Raw genomic sequence first — 18345 nt, 5'->3', positions numbered from 1 at the left:
AAGCGCAGTTTTTTGACTGCGCTTTTTTATATATATTTGAAAAAGGGAGATTGCTTGGGTCTTTAGGAGATGTTATGAAGTTATCAAAAATTTTGCCCCTTTGCATTGCTGGAGCATTCAGTAGTTCCTTCGCAGTGCTAGACCTCCCCAACGCACAACCTAAAGTTGACGAATCCTATTGGAAGGCCGCTCTTGACAGCACTTGGCAGGGACTTGTGCGCCGGAATATCGATCCCTATTCCGCTGGCAAGGGACTCATTCACCGCCCCAAAAGCGAAACGCCGGGCGACGCCGTGAGCGAAGCCGTCGGATACGGTATGCTAGTTGCCTTGTACGCAAACGACCAAGAGCATTTCAACAGCATTTGGGAAGCCGCCAACGAAACAATGTGGAGCACTTGCTACTACAATTGGCAAATGGGACCTGACGGAAAAATCGCCGGCGGGGGTGCAGCCACTGACGCCGAAGAAGACGTAGCGCTCTCCTTGATTTTTGCAGACAAACTCGTCTCTGCCGGTGTATGGAAACCGTACACTTCGACCAAATTTAATTATGGCTACGCCGATCACGCCAAAACAATTCTCGATTGCATGTGGAGTACCAAACAGGTTACTAGCAGCGGAATTTTGGCTCCGGGCGCAGGCTGGGGTGGAGAAAGTTTTGTAAATCCCGGATATTTCTCACCGGCATGGTATAAGATTTTCGCCAAATTCGACAGCAATGGCGATCGCTGGAATAAAGTGGTTGAGAAGACTTATGAGATTCTGTCGAAAAGCCCCGGCTACAGCATGGGTATGATTCCCGACTGGATGCAGCCCGATGGCGGTTGGGCAGGAAGCCTCGGATACAACGCTTACTTTAACAGCCGCGCATTCTTCAAAGATGCTATCCGTATCTTATGGCGAGTCGCTATTGACGCCGTATGGTTCGATGAATCGCGCGCCAAAGACTTCCTCAAGAATTCGCTCGCATTCATCAACAGCAAGGGTGGTGCTGCAGCCTCGAATTTCTACCAGATTGAAAATGCCGGTGAACTTTTGCCCGCCGATGACATTTGGACTGATTTTAACGACAGCGAAAACGAAAACACTTGGCGTTACCGCCGCGAGCATAGCCACTTGACCATAGGCATGTGGGCAACCGCAGCGCTTGCCGTCGGTGAATCCGCAGACCGTATCGCCTTCAGCGAAGAACTCGGCAAATTCTACGAAGGCGGCGATTACTTTGGAAACGCCGTCGATCCTACCGGCGGAATCGAAGACACGCTCCACAACGAAATGTATTTCGATCAGTTCCTCGCCTGGTTCGGCGCATCGATGCTAAGCGGAACATTCATGAACGTCATCGACGCCATCGATAATCCCAAGGCAGCTACGCCGGGAGATTCGTCAAGCCTCATGAAGAAAACGTCTATCGGCGATCTCGCCCGTTCCAACTCCCGCGAAGGCATTCGCTACGCCTATAGCGGCAGCTCCATTATTTTCTCGGTCCAGGAATCAGCATCATGGACAATCTACGACATGAACGGACACAAGGTCGCAAGCGCCTATGGCCGTGAATTCTTGTGGAACAACGGCAACAAAGGTGTATACACCGTCATCGCCAAAAGCGCAAACGCAAGATACACAAGAAAAGTTGTCTTGAACTAAAGATTTTAAGATAAAGCAAAAAAGACCGTAGCGATGAAACTACGGTCTTTTTAAATGGAGTTGTCGTGGTTTACTTCACGACGCTCTCATCAAGTGGTTAGGCGCAGGACAAAACTGCGCACTACCGCTGACGAGAGACTAGAGAAGGCCGCGAGATATCGCGGCCTTTTTTCATTGGACCTTTCGCGTTTATTCAGAATCTTTCACGCAACGGACTGATGACCCGAGATCTTTGAAGAAGTAATCCAAATCAGCCACATCAGAATAATTCCACAACGATACACCGTATGCGCCGACGTCATCGCCTTCTGTAGAACTCCAGAAAAGAGTCCCCACGCCATCATCTCTGAATGACAATCCATAAAAAGGCGCAGAAGAAGCCTTCCCTGCCGGTAAAGCTGAGAAGCCGAAATCGTCAACGCCGTTGCCGTTTTTATCCCAGCCGGTGATGGACTTGAGGCGTTTACCCGCCGACACAGCGCCCCCAAGGGTATCAATCAATGCGCTCCACTCCTCTTTTGTCGGCAAATGCCAACCGTCAAGGCAAGCGCCCTGCACGGCGGCCTCCCAATAGTAGAGGCGTCCAGCCACATTACAGTTGGCAGTATCATTGTCAATGCACCAACTTGCGCCTTTCAAGCTAGGGGTTTTCACGCTGTCGGCATAATTCAGATTTTGGGCCATCCAGACCTTGTCACCTATTTTTACAGTCTTGTAAACATTGCCATCGCGAGAATCCTTAACGCTGTCGTATGCAACATCCGGATTCAGACGGACATCCTTCGGCACATCCCAGCTCCAATCCTTCAAAGTCAGTTCCTTGTCCTTGATGCAACGTACAGAGAACGCGAGTTTCTTGTTATCACTTCCCCAAGTAGCCGTTGGATCGCCATCAATCACGCCCATCTTATAAGCCGTTTCTTGACGGTCCTCTTCAGCCATCCAGAAGTAGGTACTGTTTTTGCCGGCATATCCCCCTACAATATTGCGAAAACCCGCAGGCAGTGCGGAAAAGCCATAATCGTCCGTACCGTTCGACCCATCGTCCCATCCGGTCCGCGACTTGATTATAGCGGTTACAAGTGGAAATTTTCCCACAGTGTAGACAAAGTCATCCATTTCTTCGTGCGATGGCAGATGCCAGCCGTCAGGGCATACCCCCTGCACGTTTCTTCTGGGCAGGCCACATAAACTGCTGCCGCATTCCTTTTCTGATTTACCGACCGCCGCCGCCCAAGTGTAGAGGCGACCGTACGTTTCGCAGTACTCCGTCGAATCGTTATAGCAGAAACTACTTTCCGTTTCGTAATTCAGGTTTTCTGCCATCCAGGTCTGGTCGCCGATTTTAACGATTCTGTAAGTTTGACCATCCCGTTCGTCCACCAATACCGTATCTGGCAAAGCATCGGCACTGCTACTCGATTCAACCACATCGTTGCTACTGCTTGATTCAACCACATCGTTGCTACTGCTTGATTTAACCACATCGTTGCTACTGGACACCGGCGCAACGCTTGACGAAGAATCACTTGCTATAGGCTTGTCAACGGAACACACGTTATCTCCACTACAGGCCGCAAAAAGAATCGCAAGACCAAACGAAACTATAAATCTTTTCATACATACTCCCCTTTGCTCCGCATGGAGCCAACCTTCATTAACGAAGATTTCTAGAATAAATATACATATCGTTTTTTCAGGAGAATCCAGAAATATCAACAAAAAATCCCCGACTAAGTCGGGGATGACACTAAGGGTGGGGCCGGGTTTACTTAACCACAATATTCACGAGCTTACCCGGCACGGCGATGACCTTCACGACGGTCTTGCCAGCAGTAAACTCCTGAACGCGTTCGTTAGCCATGGCGAGAGCTTCCAAAGCAGCCTTGTCCAGACTCTTATCGACATTTGCCTTGGCGCGGAGCTTGCCGTTCACCTGGAATACGACTTCGACGGTGTTTTCCACAGCCTTGCTTGCGTCGGCTTCAGGCCATGCAACATTTGTCAAGGAACCTTCGTGACCGAGGATGCTCCACATTTCTTCAGCAATGTGCGGTGCAAACGGATGCAAGAGCTTTACGAATGTTTCGCATGGTTCGCGATAGCGCTTATCCATCTTCATCATTTCGTTGTTGAAGATCATCAGCTGGCTAATTGCAGTGTTAAAGCTCATGTTATCAAGATCGCTTGTAACCTTGATAATTGTCTGGTGCATAATCTTCTGAATATCTTCAGGAGCTGCTTCGTCAACAAATACAGGAGCAACATCTTCGTCACCGATTACAGAGCGCCATGCACGAGCAAGGAAGCGGTTCATGCCTTCGATGCCCTTGGTCTGCCAAGGCTTCACGGCATCCAGAGGACCCATGAACATTTCGTACAAACGAAGGCTGTCTGCGCCGTAGTCGCGAACCACGTCGTCCGGGTTCACAACGTTCTTCAGGGACTTACTCATCTTGGCAACGATCTGCTTCAGTTCGATGTCGGTACCCTTCTTGAAGAACTTGCCGTTCTTTTCTTCCACTTCGTCGGTGGGAACCTTGGAACCGGCGGCGTCTTCGTAAGCGAAGGCAAGAATCATGCCCTGGTTGAAGAGCTTCTGGAAGGGTTCGTCGGTAGAGACGAGGCCCAGGTCGAAGAGGACCTTGTGCCAGAAACGGCTGTACAGCAAGTGGAGCACAGCGTGTTCTGCACCGCCCACATAAAGGTCGACGGGCATCCAGTACTTTTCAAGTTCCTTGGCCAGGAATGCGTCGCCGTTGCAGGCGTCAATATAGCGGAGGTAGTACCAGCAGGAACCAGCCCACTGAGGCATGGTGTTGGTTTCGCGGACACCCTTGCGGCCGTTGGCGTCAACAACGTTAAGCCATTCGGTTGCGTTGGCCAGCGGAGACTGACCGCCGTCACCCGGCTTGTAGTCCTGCAGGTCCGGCAGCTGCACGGGGAGTTCTGCATCGTCGACGGTAGAGATTTCGCCATCTTCCCAGTGGATGATGGGGAAAACTCCGCAAGGCGAGAGCAGCGGGGCCACTTGTGGACCCATTGCCGAGCCGAGGAAGTTTCTGCAACGGTTCGCCCCTTTGCATTTGGGCGTTCCCCGGCTCCAGAGAACCACACAACGAAACCGCCGCCGGGTCGGGCTATACTCGCTTCGCTCACCGAGCCTAAAGTCTCGGCCCATACGGGTAACTATCCCTAACGCAAAACGCACATTCAGGTATTGAATATTCGCTAGTCTAGTAAAAAAACGAAACATATTTTTGAATATTCTTTAGATTCAACCACTGCATTTATTTATATTCTTGTTGACATAGTTTGATTCGTTTAATCCGTTTCAAACGACAAGTTTTTAGGGTATTTGCTCTTATTCTCTCGACTGAAAAACGACCAAAATTTCCAATCTTCCGAGAATAAGGCAGACGCTCACGTCCCTATTGGGGCGTGGGTTGTTTGTGCTTATGGAAGATTAAGGTTTCTTGGTCGTTACCGCAGTCGATGTAAGCATAAATGACACCACGCCTTTTTCGTGGTCATTTAGGTTCCAGAATAAAAGCGATTTATCCGCCCATTTTTTGAAGGAGCCACCAATGATTCGCCAAATCCAGGAAGCAAACGAGAAAGTCAACGCCAACGCAGAGTTGCATAAGGCATTAAAGAAACTAATTCCCAATGCAATTGGCAAAGACGGGTCCATTGATGTGGATACAATTCGATATTGGGCGCAAAAAGCCGTAGGGGACAAGAGCCTTGTAACCGAAGAAAGAGAAACTTTCAATTTTCTAGGCAAAGACTACGCAAGGCTTCTTTATTCTCTGGATACCGAGACTGTTATTATTCCCGACAACGAAAACAACAAGAAGGTAGAAAACAAAAATAGCGAAAATCTCTACCTTTCTGGAGACAATCTTGAAGTATTAAAACACCTGCGACGCTCCTACGAAGGTCAAGTAAAATGCATCTACATTGACCCGCCCTACAATACAGGTTCAGACGATTTTGTCTATAACGACAGCTTTGATTTTACCGAAAAGGATATTGAAGAAAAATTGGGATTCAACACCGACTCCGAATCGGCAAAACGAATCCATAAGATGATTAGTCGCAAGTCTTCTCGATCTCACGCAGCTTGGCTCACATTCATGTACCCACGCCTCAAACTGGCTCGCGACCTAATGAAAGACGACGGGGTCATTTTCATTAGCATCGATGATAACGAACAAGCCAACCTAAAAATTTTATGTGACGAAATTTTTGGAGAAGAGAATTTTTGTGGAAACCTCATTATTGAAACGGCAACAGACAATAATCCTTCGCAAATAAACACCGAACACGAGTACATGCTTTGCTACGCCAAAGACATTATGAAGCAAGGTAAATGGAAAAGAAAAAGTATCGCCGCGCAAAAAATAATTGATCAATATGAAATTTTGAAGAACAAATATTCAAATATTGAAAAAATTCAAGAAGAATTAAGATCTTGGATAAAAAAGCACAAAGACGAACTTCCGCAAGTTTCTCACTACAACAATGTTGATGAAAAAGGAGTATTCAGCAGTTCATCAAATTCTTCAAATACAAAACCAGGCGATTACAATTACGACATTTTACACCCCACTACAAAGAAGCCTTGTCCAAAACCCACAAATGGATGGCGATGGCCGAAAGAAACTTTTAACGATTATGAGAAAAAAGGGGAAGTTGTATGGGGTGAAGATGAATCAACACAACCCCACATCAAAAAGCGTATAGAAACTGCTTCCGACTTACTCAAATCGGTCATATACGAAGACACTAGAGCGTCAAGTCAAATGGTAAAAGATCTTTTTAATGGAATTGAGGTTTTCAGCAATTCAAAACCAGAAAATCTCATTTCAAGAATTATTGACTTTACCCTTAAAAAGAATGATTTGGTTCTTGACTTCTTTTCAGGAAGTGGCACAACAGCACACTCAATTCTCAACATGAATTCAAACAAGGATTTTGGGAAAAACGTCCAATTTATCGCCGTACAGCTCAATGTTGCACTAGATGAGCAAAAACAAAACTCCGTTACCAAAAACGCAATCAAATTCCTAGACTCCATAAACAAGCCTCATACTCTTGACCAAATTGGCATGGAACGAATCCGCCGTGCAGCAAAGAAAATCAAGGAAGAAAATCCTGACTACGAAGGCGATCTTGGTTTCAAACATTTCACTATTCAAAAAACGACGCAAAAATCCATCGACAAAATTATCAAGTTCGATATAAATACAAATATTGGCGATGCATCTGTTTTAAAGGAATTCGGAACCGAAACTGTTCTTGCCACATGGATGGTTAACGATGGCCACACCTTCAACGCCCAAGTTGAAACCATTGATTTAAAGGGCTACAAGGCATTCCGAATCAACGATTATCTATATCTTATTGACGAAGGAATCAGCAACGAAAGTATAAAGTCTCTTTTCCAAAAATACGATGAGGAGAACAACTTCAAACCCAAACATATCGTTGCATTTGGCTACAGTTTTGGCATGACCATGCTAGAAACCTTAAAAGCAAACATCAAGGGAATTAGCGACATCAACATTCAACTGGAAGTTCGTTACTAAGAGGTCGCCATGGATTTTCAATTCGAAGCAAATCTTCCGCATCAACAACGAGCCGTTGACAAGATTCTACAAGTCGTCGACGCAATTGAAAGCGAAAATTCATTGGACTATGCCTCCAACAAAATTTTCCATCCCCAAGATAAAAAATTAGAACAAGTCCTTAAGATCCTACAAAAAGACTTTGACAAGGGAATGAAAGGATTCACTTCTGCAGAAACCGCACTTGGCAATGCAGAAAATCCGTGCATCTACATCGATGTAAAAATGGAAACCGGCACGGGCAAAACATACGTCTATACAAAGACCATGTATGAATTGCACAAACAACATGGTATCAGTAAGTTCATCCTTGTAGTTCCAGGACTCGCCATTAAAGCAGGTGCAGCCAACTTCCTTAAAAGTCCTGATGTAAAACGTCATTTCGAGCAAGATTGTGAATACGGTACAGAAATCCGACTATTCGAAGGTTCAGGGCAAAAGAGTTCCAGCAAAAGGAAGATGTTTCCTTCTGCTGTTTCCGGTTTTTATCAGAACCCCGGTCAATCGGACAAGTACATTTCTGTTCTTTTGTTGAACAGCAGCCTTCTTACCAATTCAAATTACACAAAGGACGATTTTGATTATGGTATTGGAAATTATTATTGTCCTTTGGACGCTCTCAAGGCAACTCGACCCATCGTAATCATTGACGAGCCGCATCGATTTTCTTCTGAAACAAAAATTATTGACGCAATCATGAATAAGCTTTGTCCTCAAATGCTTATTCGTTTCGGTGCAACATACCCCGAAATCGTAATCGGAAAAGGAAAGTCAAAGCAAATTGTCAAGGATTACAAAAATCTAGTCTACAATCTCGACGCATACGATTCTTTTCAACAAAATCTCATCAAAGGAATCGCTAAGGAGCACTTACCTCAATCTAATGATGCTGAAAATATAAAGGTCCGTGTAGATTCTATTGAAAAAACATCCGAAACAATCAAGTTCTCCTGGAAAGATGCGTCAAATAAGAATCGTCAAAAAACTCTAACGATAGACGAGTTGCTATCTGAAATTCATGACGATTTCGGCAATCTAAGAATAGACTCTTTCGAGTCAAAGAATTCCGTTCTACTTTCTAATGGAATAATTTTAAAAGAAGGTTCTTTTATCACACCAGACATGTACGCCACGCCATATCAAGAATCAATGATTCGTATGGCCATTCAACGGCATTTAGAAACAGAACGCGAAAACTACAAGCGCGAAGACAAAATCAAGACGCTGGCCCTATTCTTTATTGACGACATCGCTGCCTATCGCGACAAAAACGGCTATATCAAGAAATCATTTGAAGAAATTCTAAAAACAGAAACGAAGAAATTTATCACCAAGCTAGAAGCTTCTGAAAAAAATTACAAAATCTACCTTGAAAATTCTTTGAAAAATATTGAAGACGCTCATGGTGGATATTTTGCAGAAGACAATTCCTCTAGCGACGAAGAAATTTCAAAGCAAGTCAACGAAATTTTGAATGACAAGAAAACCCTATTGTCTTTTGACAGTCCAAGGCGATTCATTTTCTCCAAATGGACCTTGAAGGAAGGCTGGGACAACCCAAATGTATTTACCATCGCAAAACTTCGTTCCAGTGGAAGCGAAATCAGTAAACTTCAAGAAGTAGGCCGCGGCCTCCGTTTGCCCGTAAACGAGTCCGGCAAACGCATTACCGATGAAGAATTTACATTGAACTACATTGTGGATTATACGGAAGAGGATTTCGCAAATAAGCTGATTGCGGAAATCAACGGTGAACGTAGCGAGTTGATGTTTATTACAGAGGAACAACTTCAAGCTTACGCCGAAAAATTTGGAATTGACGTTGATGATTTATACGACGAACTTTATGGAAAGAAATTCATCGGCCGTCGCAAAGATGACATGCCCGGTTACCCCGTCAACAAAGATAATGTAGATGCATTTGAGAGCGAGTATCCAGACTTGTTCAGGCAAAGTGCCACAAAGAAAAAAATTGTAGACCGCAATAAACAACCCAAAAAGAAAAATATCGGTATTCGCAGCAAAAACTACTCGGTTCTAAAAGACCTTTGGCTCAAAATGAACGAGCATTATATGCTCACTTTTGAGGAGAGTATCAACGAAGAACTATCCAAGACTTTGCCGGAACTTATCAAGCAAGAGCTATTCAGCAAAACAGTTCTAACAAGTTCTAGACAAGAACTTGTTACAGAAAACGGGTTTGCTTCTTTGAAAGATTCCAAATCAAAAACATACGAAACTGAAAAGCCCATTCCCTATGGTAAGTTCCTGCAACGAGTTCAAGCAAAGGAATCTGTTCCTATTACTGAAATGCACAAGGCTCTTTGCATTTTTGTAAAAAATGGTGGCAAGCCATTATTCAACGAGAAGTCTCTTTTCAATATCTGCCGTGTAATTCACGATTGGAAAATTAAGAATCTTATGGGACGATTCAGCTATCAGAAAATTGCACGAAGCAGAATCAAGAAAACATCATTGAATGATGATAAGGGCAACGCAGAAAAATTCATTCAACAGGGACTTATTGGAACCCAAACCGATAGCAGTAATGTTCCTGAAAAATACCTCTACGATGCAATCACATTCGATTCCCCTTTGGAAAAGGATGACATACTAAATGACATTGACGGAGTAGATGTTTTCGGCAAAATTCCTCGAAAAACAATCCAAATTCCAACGATTCTTGGAGAAACCTACAGCCCTGACTTTATGTATATCGTAAAGAGAAACGGGAAGAAAGAACTCAACCTTATTGTGGAATGCAAGGATGTTAAAGATGCCGAAAAGGATCTTCGTGGTGGAGAAAAATTGAAAATCGAATCCGCAAAGAAATTCTTTGAATGTCTATCTTCGGCTGGCGTCAATGTGCATTTTGAAAAACAAATCAAAACTCAAAATCTGAAGGAGATTATTGAGAAACTGTAATTTAAACATTCCTTCTCAGGCTTTGCTTTTGCAAAGCCATTTTATTTTAACATTCCTATTGTCCAGAAGTTTTTTCTTTACTCCAGCTAAAGCCAAATAGTTCATGACCCTTGGAAAGTCTTAGCACAATATTATCCTCAATATTCTTCGGTAAGTTTCCGTCCGTTGTGTAGGATTCGGTTTTATCAATAGCAATAAAAATTTGTTTTGACGTTGTTGCGTACAAGTCAATGATCTTTAGGAAGGAATCATCTTCCACTTGCTTCAAGTCCGCCGAGTCTTGAACAAAAAAAGGCAAAGATGTTTTTTCAAGCATCGTAAAGTCGAAGAGATTCTGGTATCTTACCATTGCTCCAGTACTATCATTTTTTTCGTTTTCATACACATATTTTTTTAAAGATTCAATAGTAATTTTAGGTGGAGTATCTTCGCTTCCCTTTATCAATCGGTTCAATTCAGCAACGCGATCGTTAATCTGACTTTCTATCCCAGGAAAAATACTCTTTTGAAGATTTTCAAGGTTCGCCTCAATTTCGCACTTAGCGGTTTCCAATTCCTGCTTCATTTCATATTGTTGGGTCAGCTTTTTCAATTTTTCAATTTTCATTTCACAATCAACCAACCGTCTTACAACCTTTGATGAAACATTTTCAGGAGCATTTAAGGATATAATTTCATCCTCATTTTTTTGAATCTGATCTTCAATTTTTTCCAATTCATCAACAATTGCTGATTCAACTTCTTCCGTTTCTGATTTCAAAGCACTACAAAGACTTTTGTGAAATGATTCTATTTCCTCAATCTTTTTTACATTCACAGAAGGAAAAAAATCTTGAAGTTTTTCTAGTGATTTCAGTGTTTGCGGGCGTTCTTTATTTTCTTTCAGTGATTCAAGCTTATTGTGTAATTTGAATTTCTTGGACAGAAGTCTAGACTTTTCATTACGAAGTTCAATTATCCGTTTTGCATCAATACTTTTCCCATCTAATATTCCCAATTCATTTTCTACCTTCAATGTCTCTAGCTCTCGTTCAAGGCGAAGTAATTCTTTTTGATTTTTTTCGCATTCTGTTTTTGAGGGAATCTTTGAGATTATGTCGTATTTTACCGCTTTTTGCATAATCGCCTTTTTTTCTTCGGCAATTTTTTCTTCTTTCAATGCAGACTCAATCGGTCCATACGCATTAAACATTCTAAGAAGACGACGAACACATTTTTCCCCAGTTTCCCCCTTTGCCGAGCGCATCGGATTTCTGTAATCAGCATTGTACTTTCCAACAGCCCTTGTGAAAGTTCCAACCAAATCTCTAAACGATAGCCCTTCATTTTGAATTGAATAAAGTCGTTGCAAGAGTTTTTTATAGTCAACAATAGACAACTCTTCAACATTTTCGCCAACAAATCTTTTTACAATTTTTGATTTGTCCTTTTGCGTTGAGCGAGAGAAAAAATACTTTTCGCCACTAAATTCAAATTCAAACTTGATTTCATGATGTCCGACTCTTTCAAAAAGCATCTTATTTGATTTGACATAGGAATCACCCCCAAAAACAAAGTCAAGTACAAGCAAAAATGTTGATTTTCCGACAGCATTGTCGGCTTTTGAACCTCCTAAAATCACATTCAAACCCGAGTGGAATACGATGGGTTCGCGACCTTTTCCATCATCTAAAAATTTATCACACTCTATTCTAGTCAGCATATTTCAAAGCCCCTGTCATCAAATCAATTTCAACTTTTCCCAAAGCAAAAAGACTATCTAGAATTTCTACAAATTCCAGTAAATCAATTTTTTTGTCTTTCTTCAAAACCCTTTCATAAAGCTCACTTGGCATCATCGAAGCATTCTTGAGTTCCCCTAAAATCGCAATAAAGTAAGGTAGAGAACTTTCTTGATATGTACAAAGTTTATTTGGCAACAACATCAAACACCTCACAATCTTGAACAAAGAAAGAGACTATTACGGAACAAGCCGTAATATTTGTAGAATTCGTTTTGGTGCAAATCCACTGAACCATTGCATTGTAGATTTCGTCCTGAGATAAACCCTTATTTTTCAATTTTTTATATTCAAATTTTACAGCAGTCGCAACATCATCAAAATCAATACTATTTGATTTTGACACATTCCTAAAAAGTTTTCTAATGGTTTTGAAGTAAACAACAGCATAATGCGTAACCGATTCACATAAAATAGAACTATCTGTTATTTTGTTTGAAACACAAACAGCATGCATTTTCAGGCGTTCACTTTCTTTAGGGTTTGTGCCAGTTTTAACTAATTCCTTTATAATTTCACCAAGAGATTCTTTAATTTGCAAAACATCCTCTGATGTATCAGCAAACTTATTAGATTTCATCTTTGGGATTCTCTTCCGTTTTCCCTTTTCTTTTGATGCGTTGAAAATTATTTCATAAAACAAATCTGCTAATTTTTCAGGTACATTTCTCTTCGAAATCCGAATATAAGGCTTAAACGCGTTACACAGCTGCGTTTGGACCTCATCATTCTGCTTCAAAACATAATCCCTGAAAATTTCTCGATCAGCATAATTGCATATTTTATACGCAATTTCATTGATTCGACGACTTCCAGAAAAGTATAAACGGTACATAGAATATTTGACATTCTCTAGAGGATCAACAAAGCTCTCACTATTCGGAAAAACTACTATCGCATAGAACAGGCTTTGAACAAACTCGTCTTGATTCAGGCCTTTACCTAAAAGCGGTTTTAATAATTGAGCAAATAGTGAAAAATCCATATCTTCTAATCTAATAATTTAATTGCAACATACTGCAACAAAGCGTTGCAACCCGACGCAAATTTTCAAAACAGAACTCCTAATTTACTCATCAAAGCAGGAATGGAGCTTGCTGAAACTACGTAATAGGAGATTTCTATGAAATTTTACAAAGCCACCATAGACGACGGTTTCAATCCGGAACTGGTAAAAAATGCCCGTTTTGATGGGCTATTCGAAGTTCCGGCACTTGACAAGCCCAAATCTATCATCATCCCAAACGGAATCACCCCCTTCAGTCGACGAAATGAAAAGCCTACAAATAAAGAAGCTCTAGGTTTCTTTGAAAACGACATCAAGTTTGCAGATGTAATTCGCGATCCGGAAAAATACATTAACGAATTCCGGCAGTTTCCCGTGGTCCTCCCACCAGACTGTTCATTGTATAGAGACGCGCCTCTCTACGCACAATTACTGAATGTGGTTCGCAATAGAATCATTGGTCACTATTTCCAGTCCCGCGGCCTAAATGTTTATCCGTTTGTTCGATGGGGTAACGAAGAAACCTACACCAATTGTAAGCTACCCGAAGCAATCGCATTTGCCGGAGTTCCAAAGGACAGCATTATCGTCATCAGCACCTATGGCTGTATCAAGTCTAAAGGTGACAAATATCATTTCGAAGCCGGGTTGCATGAATGCCTGCAAACACTCACACCCAGAATCGTTCTTGTTCACGGAGCAATGCCAAACAAGGTATTTGAACACTACCTGAAATATGCAGAATTTCATCAATATCCTGATTGGATTACTCGCAAGAAAGGAGGCAAAAATGGGTAGCAGTGTAAGCGGACTCTACAGCGGAACGCGAGGCGCATCCCAGCCTTTCGCTTCAAAATACAGCGTTATGGCAAACATGAAGGAGAAAGACATAAAGGACGGCATTCTCATTCCTGAAAAAGGGTATCCAAAGAATCCAACAGCAACAAACCTTAAAGATGCAATAAAAGGAAATGCTGTGTATATGGATGGAAAAAAAGCAAATGGAAAATACACTTATGTCGTCGACGAAAAGGGAAACTTAATTTTCGGGAAACGAGAGAATCCCGATAATCCAACTCTTCGATCTCCACATCCGATGCTTATTGGCGGCAAAAATCCAAAGGTAAAATGCGCTGGCATGATAGACATTCGCAACGGTAAAATATTTAATATAGATACAGATAGTGGCCACTATAAACCTAATGAAAAATCACTTCCAGAGGCAGAAAAAATACTATCTTCATTACCAAGTTCTGTCTTTGCAAGAAAATCCAAATGGAGGAAGAAATGAGCATGATTCACTCTTATGGTCGTATCGAGAATCACGATTATGTGCAATCTCCTTTTAGAGAATCCATTGATTGGAACGCAAGTGGATGGTGGAACGGGCACTTCATCGTCATTGAAGAGCGAGAAGACATTCTTGTCATTCAATCAACAAACGAAGCTACTGGATACGCAGAACTGGAAATCAAAACGAATGGTTTCAAGGTTATCGGAAAACCATCCTTCTTAACAAATGACATTGTCAAAATAAATGCAAAAAACAAAACTGGTCGTATTTACAACGTGACATATCATTCCGCCCGAGAATGTTTCCGCTATATGGTTGATTACGGCAATCGTAAGTCCACTTGTTGGTATTACGACAACGACCTTGAAAAAGCAGGCAATCAATGTCCATAAACTATACAGAACTGTCCAAGGAAATTTCCTACGCACTGCGCCATGCTCCTTGGGAATACGAGCTCGAATTGGACGCCGAAGGTTTCGTTCCTATTGAACAATTGTTATTCGCCCTAAACGAATCGGAGAAATACGAGCGCAACATTGATTTGACGGATCTTGAACACATCATTAAAATTTCTGAAAAGAAACGTCATGAAATTGTTGCTAACAAGATTAGAGCATTGTATGGACATTCCGTTCCTCAAATGATCAAGAAAATCGCAGGAACTCCACCAGCAATTCTGTATCACGGAACGACACACAGGGCCCTGAAATCTATCCTTAATGAAGGTCTCAAACCAATGCGTCGTCAATATGTCCATCTTTCCATAGACACAGACATGGCTACGCAAGTTGGTAAGAGACGGGATTCCACACCTATTATTTTACAAATTGATACGGTGAAAGCTGAAGATGCAGGCGTACATTTTTACATTGGGAATGAAAGAGTATGGTTGTGCGATTTTATTCCAGCAGATACTTTAACAATATTGCGATAAAGCCGGGGCGTTGCGGGCGCGGCGTATGAGCGCCCGCAGTGGGGGTAGCGGAAGCCCCTGGGTGGGTGCATAGAAAAAGCCCGCCGAAGCGGGCTTGATTGTAAGGGCGGGAGGGGCTGAAGCGAGGGGGATTCCTCCCCCACCTCAACCGAACCTTTACTTCACCACAATATTCACCAGCTTACCCGGCACGGCGATAACCTTAACCACAGTCTTGCCAGCAGTAAACTCTTGAACGCGTTCGTTAGCCATGGCGAGGGCTTCGAGAGCAGCCTTGTCCATGTCCTTGGCGACATTTGCCTTGGCGCGGAGCTTGCCGTTCACCTGGAACACGACTTCGACGGTGTTTTCCACAGCCTTGCTTGCGTCAGCTTCAGGCCAAGCCACGTTGGTGAGGGAACCTTCATGACCCAGGATGCTCCACATTTCTTCGGCGATGTGGGGTGCAAAGGGCTGCAGGAGCTTTACGAAGGTTTCGCAAGGTTCGCGGTAGCGCTTGTCCATCTTCATCATTTCGTTGTTGAAGATCATCAGCTGGCTGATAGCGGTATTGAAGCTCATGTTTTCAATGTCGCTGGTCACCTTGATGATGGACTGGTGCATAATCTTCTGGATTTCTTCCGGAGCGGCTTCGTCAACGAAGACGGGAGCTGCATCGTCGTCGCCTACCACAGAACGCCATGCGCGGCCCAGGAAGCGGTTCATACCTTCGATGCCCTTGGTCTGCCAAGGCTTCACGGCATCCAGAGGACCCATGAACATTTCGTACAAACGAAGGCTGTCTGCACCGTAGTCACGAACCACGTCGTCCGGGTTCACAACGTTCTTCAGGGACTTACTCATCTTGGCAACAATCTGCTTCAGTTCGATGTCGGTACCCTTCTTGAAGAACTTGCCGTTCTTTTCTTCCACTTCGTCGGTGGGAACCTTGGAGCCGGCTGCGTCTTCGTAAGCGAAGGCAAGAATCATGCCCTGGTTAAAGAGCTTCTGGAAGGGTTCGTCGGTAGAGACGAGGCCCAGGTCGAAGAGGACCTTGTGCCAGAAACGGCTGTACAGCAAGTGGAGCACAGCGTGTTCTGCACCGCCCACATACAGGTCAACGGGCATCCAGTACTTTTCAAGTTCCTTGGCCAGGAATGCGTCGCCGTTGCAAGCGTCAATATAGCGGAGGTAGTACCAGCAGGAACCAGCCCACTGCGGCATGGTGTTGGTTTCGCGAACGCCCTTGCGGCCGTTCTTGTCTACAACGTTGAGCCATTCGGTTGCGTTGGCCAGCGGAGACTGACCGCCGTCACCCGGCTTGTAGTCCTGCAGGTCCGGCAGCTGCACGGGGAGTTCTGCATCGTCGACGGTAGAGATTTCGCCATCTTCCCAGTGGATGATGGGGAACGGTTCACCCCAGTAGCGCTGACGGCTGAAGAGCCAGTCGCGGAGCTTGTAGTTCACGGTAGCCTTACCGATCTTGTTGGCTTCGAGCCATTCGATCACCTTAGCCTTGCCAGCTTCCTTGTTGAGGCCGTTGAGGCAAAGGGTGTCGTTCTGGCTATTGATGTAGGTGCCGTCGGCAGCCCAGCATGCTTCGCCAGCGAGAACCTGGGGCTTCACGTCTTCCGGGCAGGATGCGTCCGGTTCCATGATGCAGATAACAGGCAGGTTGAACTTCTTTGCGAATTCGAAGTCGCGGGTATCGTGGGCGGGCACAGCCATGATAGCGCCGGTGCCGTAGCCAGTCAAAACGTAGTCAGCCACCCAAACCGGAATCTTGGTGCCGGTCAGCGGGTTGATGGCGTAGGAGCCAGAGAACACGCCGGTCTTTTCCTTGGCGAGTTCGGTACGGTCCAGATCGCTCTTGAGGGCGGCAGCGTGAACGTAGGCTTCCACAGCTTCCTTCTGTTCCGGGGTAGTGAGGGTCGGAACCAGCTTGTGTTCAGGAGCCACCACCATGTAGGTTGCACCAAACAGGGTGTCGCAACGGGTGGTATAAACGCGGAGCTTGTTTTCGGTGGGCTTGCCGTTTGCATCAGCGATGGCAAAATCCACTTCTGCACCCTGGCTCTTGCCGATCCAGTTCTTCTGCATGTCCTTCACGCCCTGGGGCCAATCCAGCTTATCGAGGCCCTTCAGCAAGCGGTCGCCATAATGCGGGATGCGCATGAGCCACTGCTTCAGGTTACGGCGTTCCACTTCCTTGGTGCCGCACTTTTCATGAGAACCGTCATTCAGAACTTCTTCGTTAGCGCAAACAATCTTGCAGTGCTTGCACCACCAGACCTGAGCGTCGGCGTAATAAGCAAGGCGCTTGGAATCCTTGTAAAGGCGAACGGCCTTGGTGCCTTCCTTTTCCACTTCGGCGGGGATGGGCAGTTCTTCGATGGGGCGGCCCTTCTGCTGTTCGTCATCGAACCAGGTGCCATAAAGGCGCTTGAAGATCCACTGGGTCCACTTGTAATACTTCGGGTCAGTGGTGTTCACTTCCTTTTCCCAGTCGTAAGAAAGACCAAGGCGCTGGATCTGACGGCGGAAATTGTCGCAGTTTTTCTTGGTGGTGATTGCCGGGTGTGTTCCGGTCTGAATTGCATACTGTTCAGCGGGGAGGCCGAAAGCATCCCAACCCATGGGGTGCAAGACGTTGAAACCCTTGGAGCGCTTGTAGCGGCAAATGATATCCGTTGCGGTGTAACCTTCGGGGTGACCCACATGGAGGCCAGCGCCACTAGGATACGGGAACATGTCCAGGCAGTAGAACTTGGGCTTAGACTTGTCAGTGCCAGTCTTGAAGGTCTGATGTTCAGCCCAATAAGCCTGCCACTTGGTTTCAATTTCTTGCGGATTATACTTAGCCATTATTTATGTCCTTAAATTTTCGGAGGTAAAGATAGAATTTCTTACACACCCTTTACACGAACACAAACCCCAAAAGGGCCTTTTTCAAGCCTTATTAAAGCAAAAAGGAGGCCCCACCACTTGCGTAGCAGGACCCCCCGAGGTGTTTGATGGACTCCTAACCCTCAAAACTCTCTTTGTAAACAAAGTTACAATAAAGGGTACCCCTTGACAAGGGGTACCTCCCAATTTATTTTATACAAAAAACTTACACTTTGTTCGGTTTTTATTCGAGTCTTT

At 44.3% G+C, this 18345-nt stretch carries 13 protein-coding genes; 7 read left to right on the top strand and 6 right to left on the bottom strand.

Annotated features, from left to right (window positions below; all coding sequences use genetic code 11):
• The first annotated feature begins 74 nt into the window (after positions 1–74).
• Positions 75–1649, top strand: a complete 1575-nt coding sequence (locus tag BUA40_RS07685) for a glycosyl hydrolase family 8 (protein WP_072800055.1) — start codon at positions 75–77, stop codon at positions 1647–1649.
• A 189-nt stretch (positions 1650–1838) separates the two neighbouring features.
• Here BUA40_RS07685 and BUA40_RS07680 read toward each other — a convergent pair whose 3' ends face one another.
• Together BUA40_RS07680 and BUA40_RS07675 are read right to left on the bottom strand one after the other, a co-directional pair.
• Positions 1839–3269 (bottom strand): fibrobacter succinogenes major paralogous domain-containing protein, encoded by a 1431-nt coding sequence (locus BUA40_RS07680; protein WP_083585333.1) that lies wholly within the window; start codon positions 3267–3269, stop codon positions 1839–1841.
• 148 nt (positions 3270–3417) lie between these two features.
• Entirely contained in the window at positions 3418–4680 is a 1263-nt protein-coding gene (locus tag BUA40_RS07675) for a class I tRNA ligase family protein (protein ID WP_369827604.1), read from the bottom strand.
• 556 nt (positions 4681–5236) lie between these two features.
• Here BUA40_RS07675 and BUA40_RS07670 point away from each other — a divergent pair.
• Both BUA40_RS07670 and BUA40_RS07665 read left to right on the top strand, forming a co-directional pair.
• Complete coding sequence (locus BUA40_RS07670) at positions 5237–7243, top strand: site-specific DNA-methyltransferase (protein WP_072800053.1); 2007 nt, start codon at positions 5237–5239, stop codon at positions 7241–7243.
• Between the two features lie 9 nt (positions 7244–7252).
• Entirely contained in the window at positions 7253–10207 is a 2955-nt protein-coding gene (locus BUA40_RS07665; protein ID WP_072800052.1) for a type III restriction-modification system endonuclease, read from the top strand.
• A 55-nt stretch (positions 10208–10262) separates the two neighbouring features.
• Here BUA40_RS07665 and BUA40_RS07660 read toward each other — a convergent pair whose 3' ends face one another.
• From BUA40_RS07660 to BUA40_RS07650, 3 genes are read right to left on the bottom strand one after another with little or no spacing between them, the layout of a single operon-like run.
• Entirely contained in the window at positions 10263–11909 is a 1647-nt protein-coding gene (locus BUA40_RS07660) for a DUF2326 domain-containing protein (protein WP_072800051.1), read from the bottom strand.
• Positions 11899–12132, bottom strand: a complete 234-nt coding sequence (locus BUA40_RS14385; protein WP_072800050.1) for an ABC-three component system middle component 7 — start codon at positions 12130–12132, stop codon at positions 11899–11901. The genes BUA40_RS07660 and BUA40_RS14385 overlap by 11 nt, the downstream gene beginning before the upstream one ends.
• Complete coding sequence (locus BUA40_RS07650) at positions 12116–12973, bottom strand: ABC-three component system protein (RefSeq protein ID WP_072800049.1); 858 nt, start codon at positions 12971–12973, stop codon at positions 12116–12118. Before BUA40_RS07650 ends, BUA40_RS14385 begins: the two co-directional genes overlap by 17 nt.
• A 138-nt stretch (positions 12974–13111) precedes the next feature.
• Here BUA40_RS07650 and BUA40_RS07645 point away from each other — a divergent pair, with 138 nt between their 5' ends.
• The 4 genes from BUA40_RS07645 to BUA40_RS07630 are packed head-to-tail and all read left to right on the top strand — an operon-like array spanning position 13112 to position 15222.
• A complete protein-coding gene (locus tag BUA40_RS07645) occupies positions 13112–13792 on the top strand; it encodes a DUF4417 domain-containing protein (RefSeq protein ID WP_072800048.1) in 681 nt (226 codons plus the stop codon).
• Positions 13785–14285, top strand: a complete 501-nt coding sequence (locus tag BUA40_RS07640; protein ID WP_072800047.1) for a hypothetical protein — start codon at positions 13785–13787, stop codon at positions 14283–14285. The genes BUA40_RS07645 and BUA40_RS07640 overlap by 8 nt, the downstream gene beginning before the upstream one ends.
• Positions 14282–14680 carry a hypothetical protein gene (locus BUA40_RS07635; protein WP_143149728.1) on the top strand — a complete coding sequence of 133 codons (399 nt, stop codon included), beginning with the start codon at positions 14282–14284 and terminating at the stop codon, positions 14678–14680. Before BUA40_RS07640 ends, BUA40_RS07635 begins: the two co-directional genes overlap by 4 nt.
• Entirely contained in the window at positions 14671–15222 is a 552-nt protein-coding gene (locus BUA40_RS07630; protein ID WP_072800045.1) for an RNA 2'-phosphotransferase, read from the top strand. The genes BUA40_RS07635 and BUA40_RS07630 overlap by 10 nt, the downstream gene beginning before the upstream one ends.
• A 156-nt stretch (positions 15223–15378) precedes the next feature.
• Here the strand turns inward: BUA40_RS07630 and leuS are convergent, their stop codons facing one another.
• On the bottom strand, positions 15379–18066 hold the full coding sequence (gene leuS, locus BUA40_RS07625) for a leucine--tRNA ligase (protein WP_072800044.1): 2688 nt from the start codon (positions 18064–18066) through the stop codon (positions 15379–15381).
• Positions 18067–18345: the final 279 nt, after the last annotated feature.

Origin of the sequence: Fibrobacter sp. UWT2, assembly GCF_900142545.1 — a bacterium.
GTDB lineage: Bacteria > Fibrobacterota > Fibrobacteria > Fibrobacterales > Fibrobacteraceae > Fibrobacter.
This window is presented reverse-complemented; position numbering and strand designations above follow the sequence as displayed.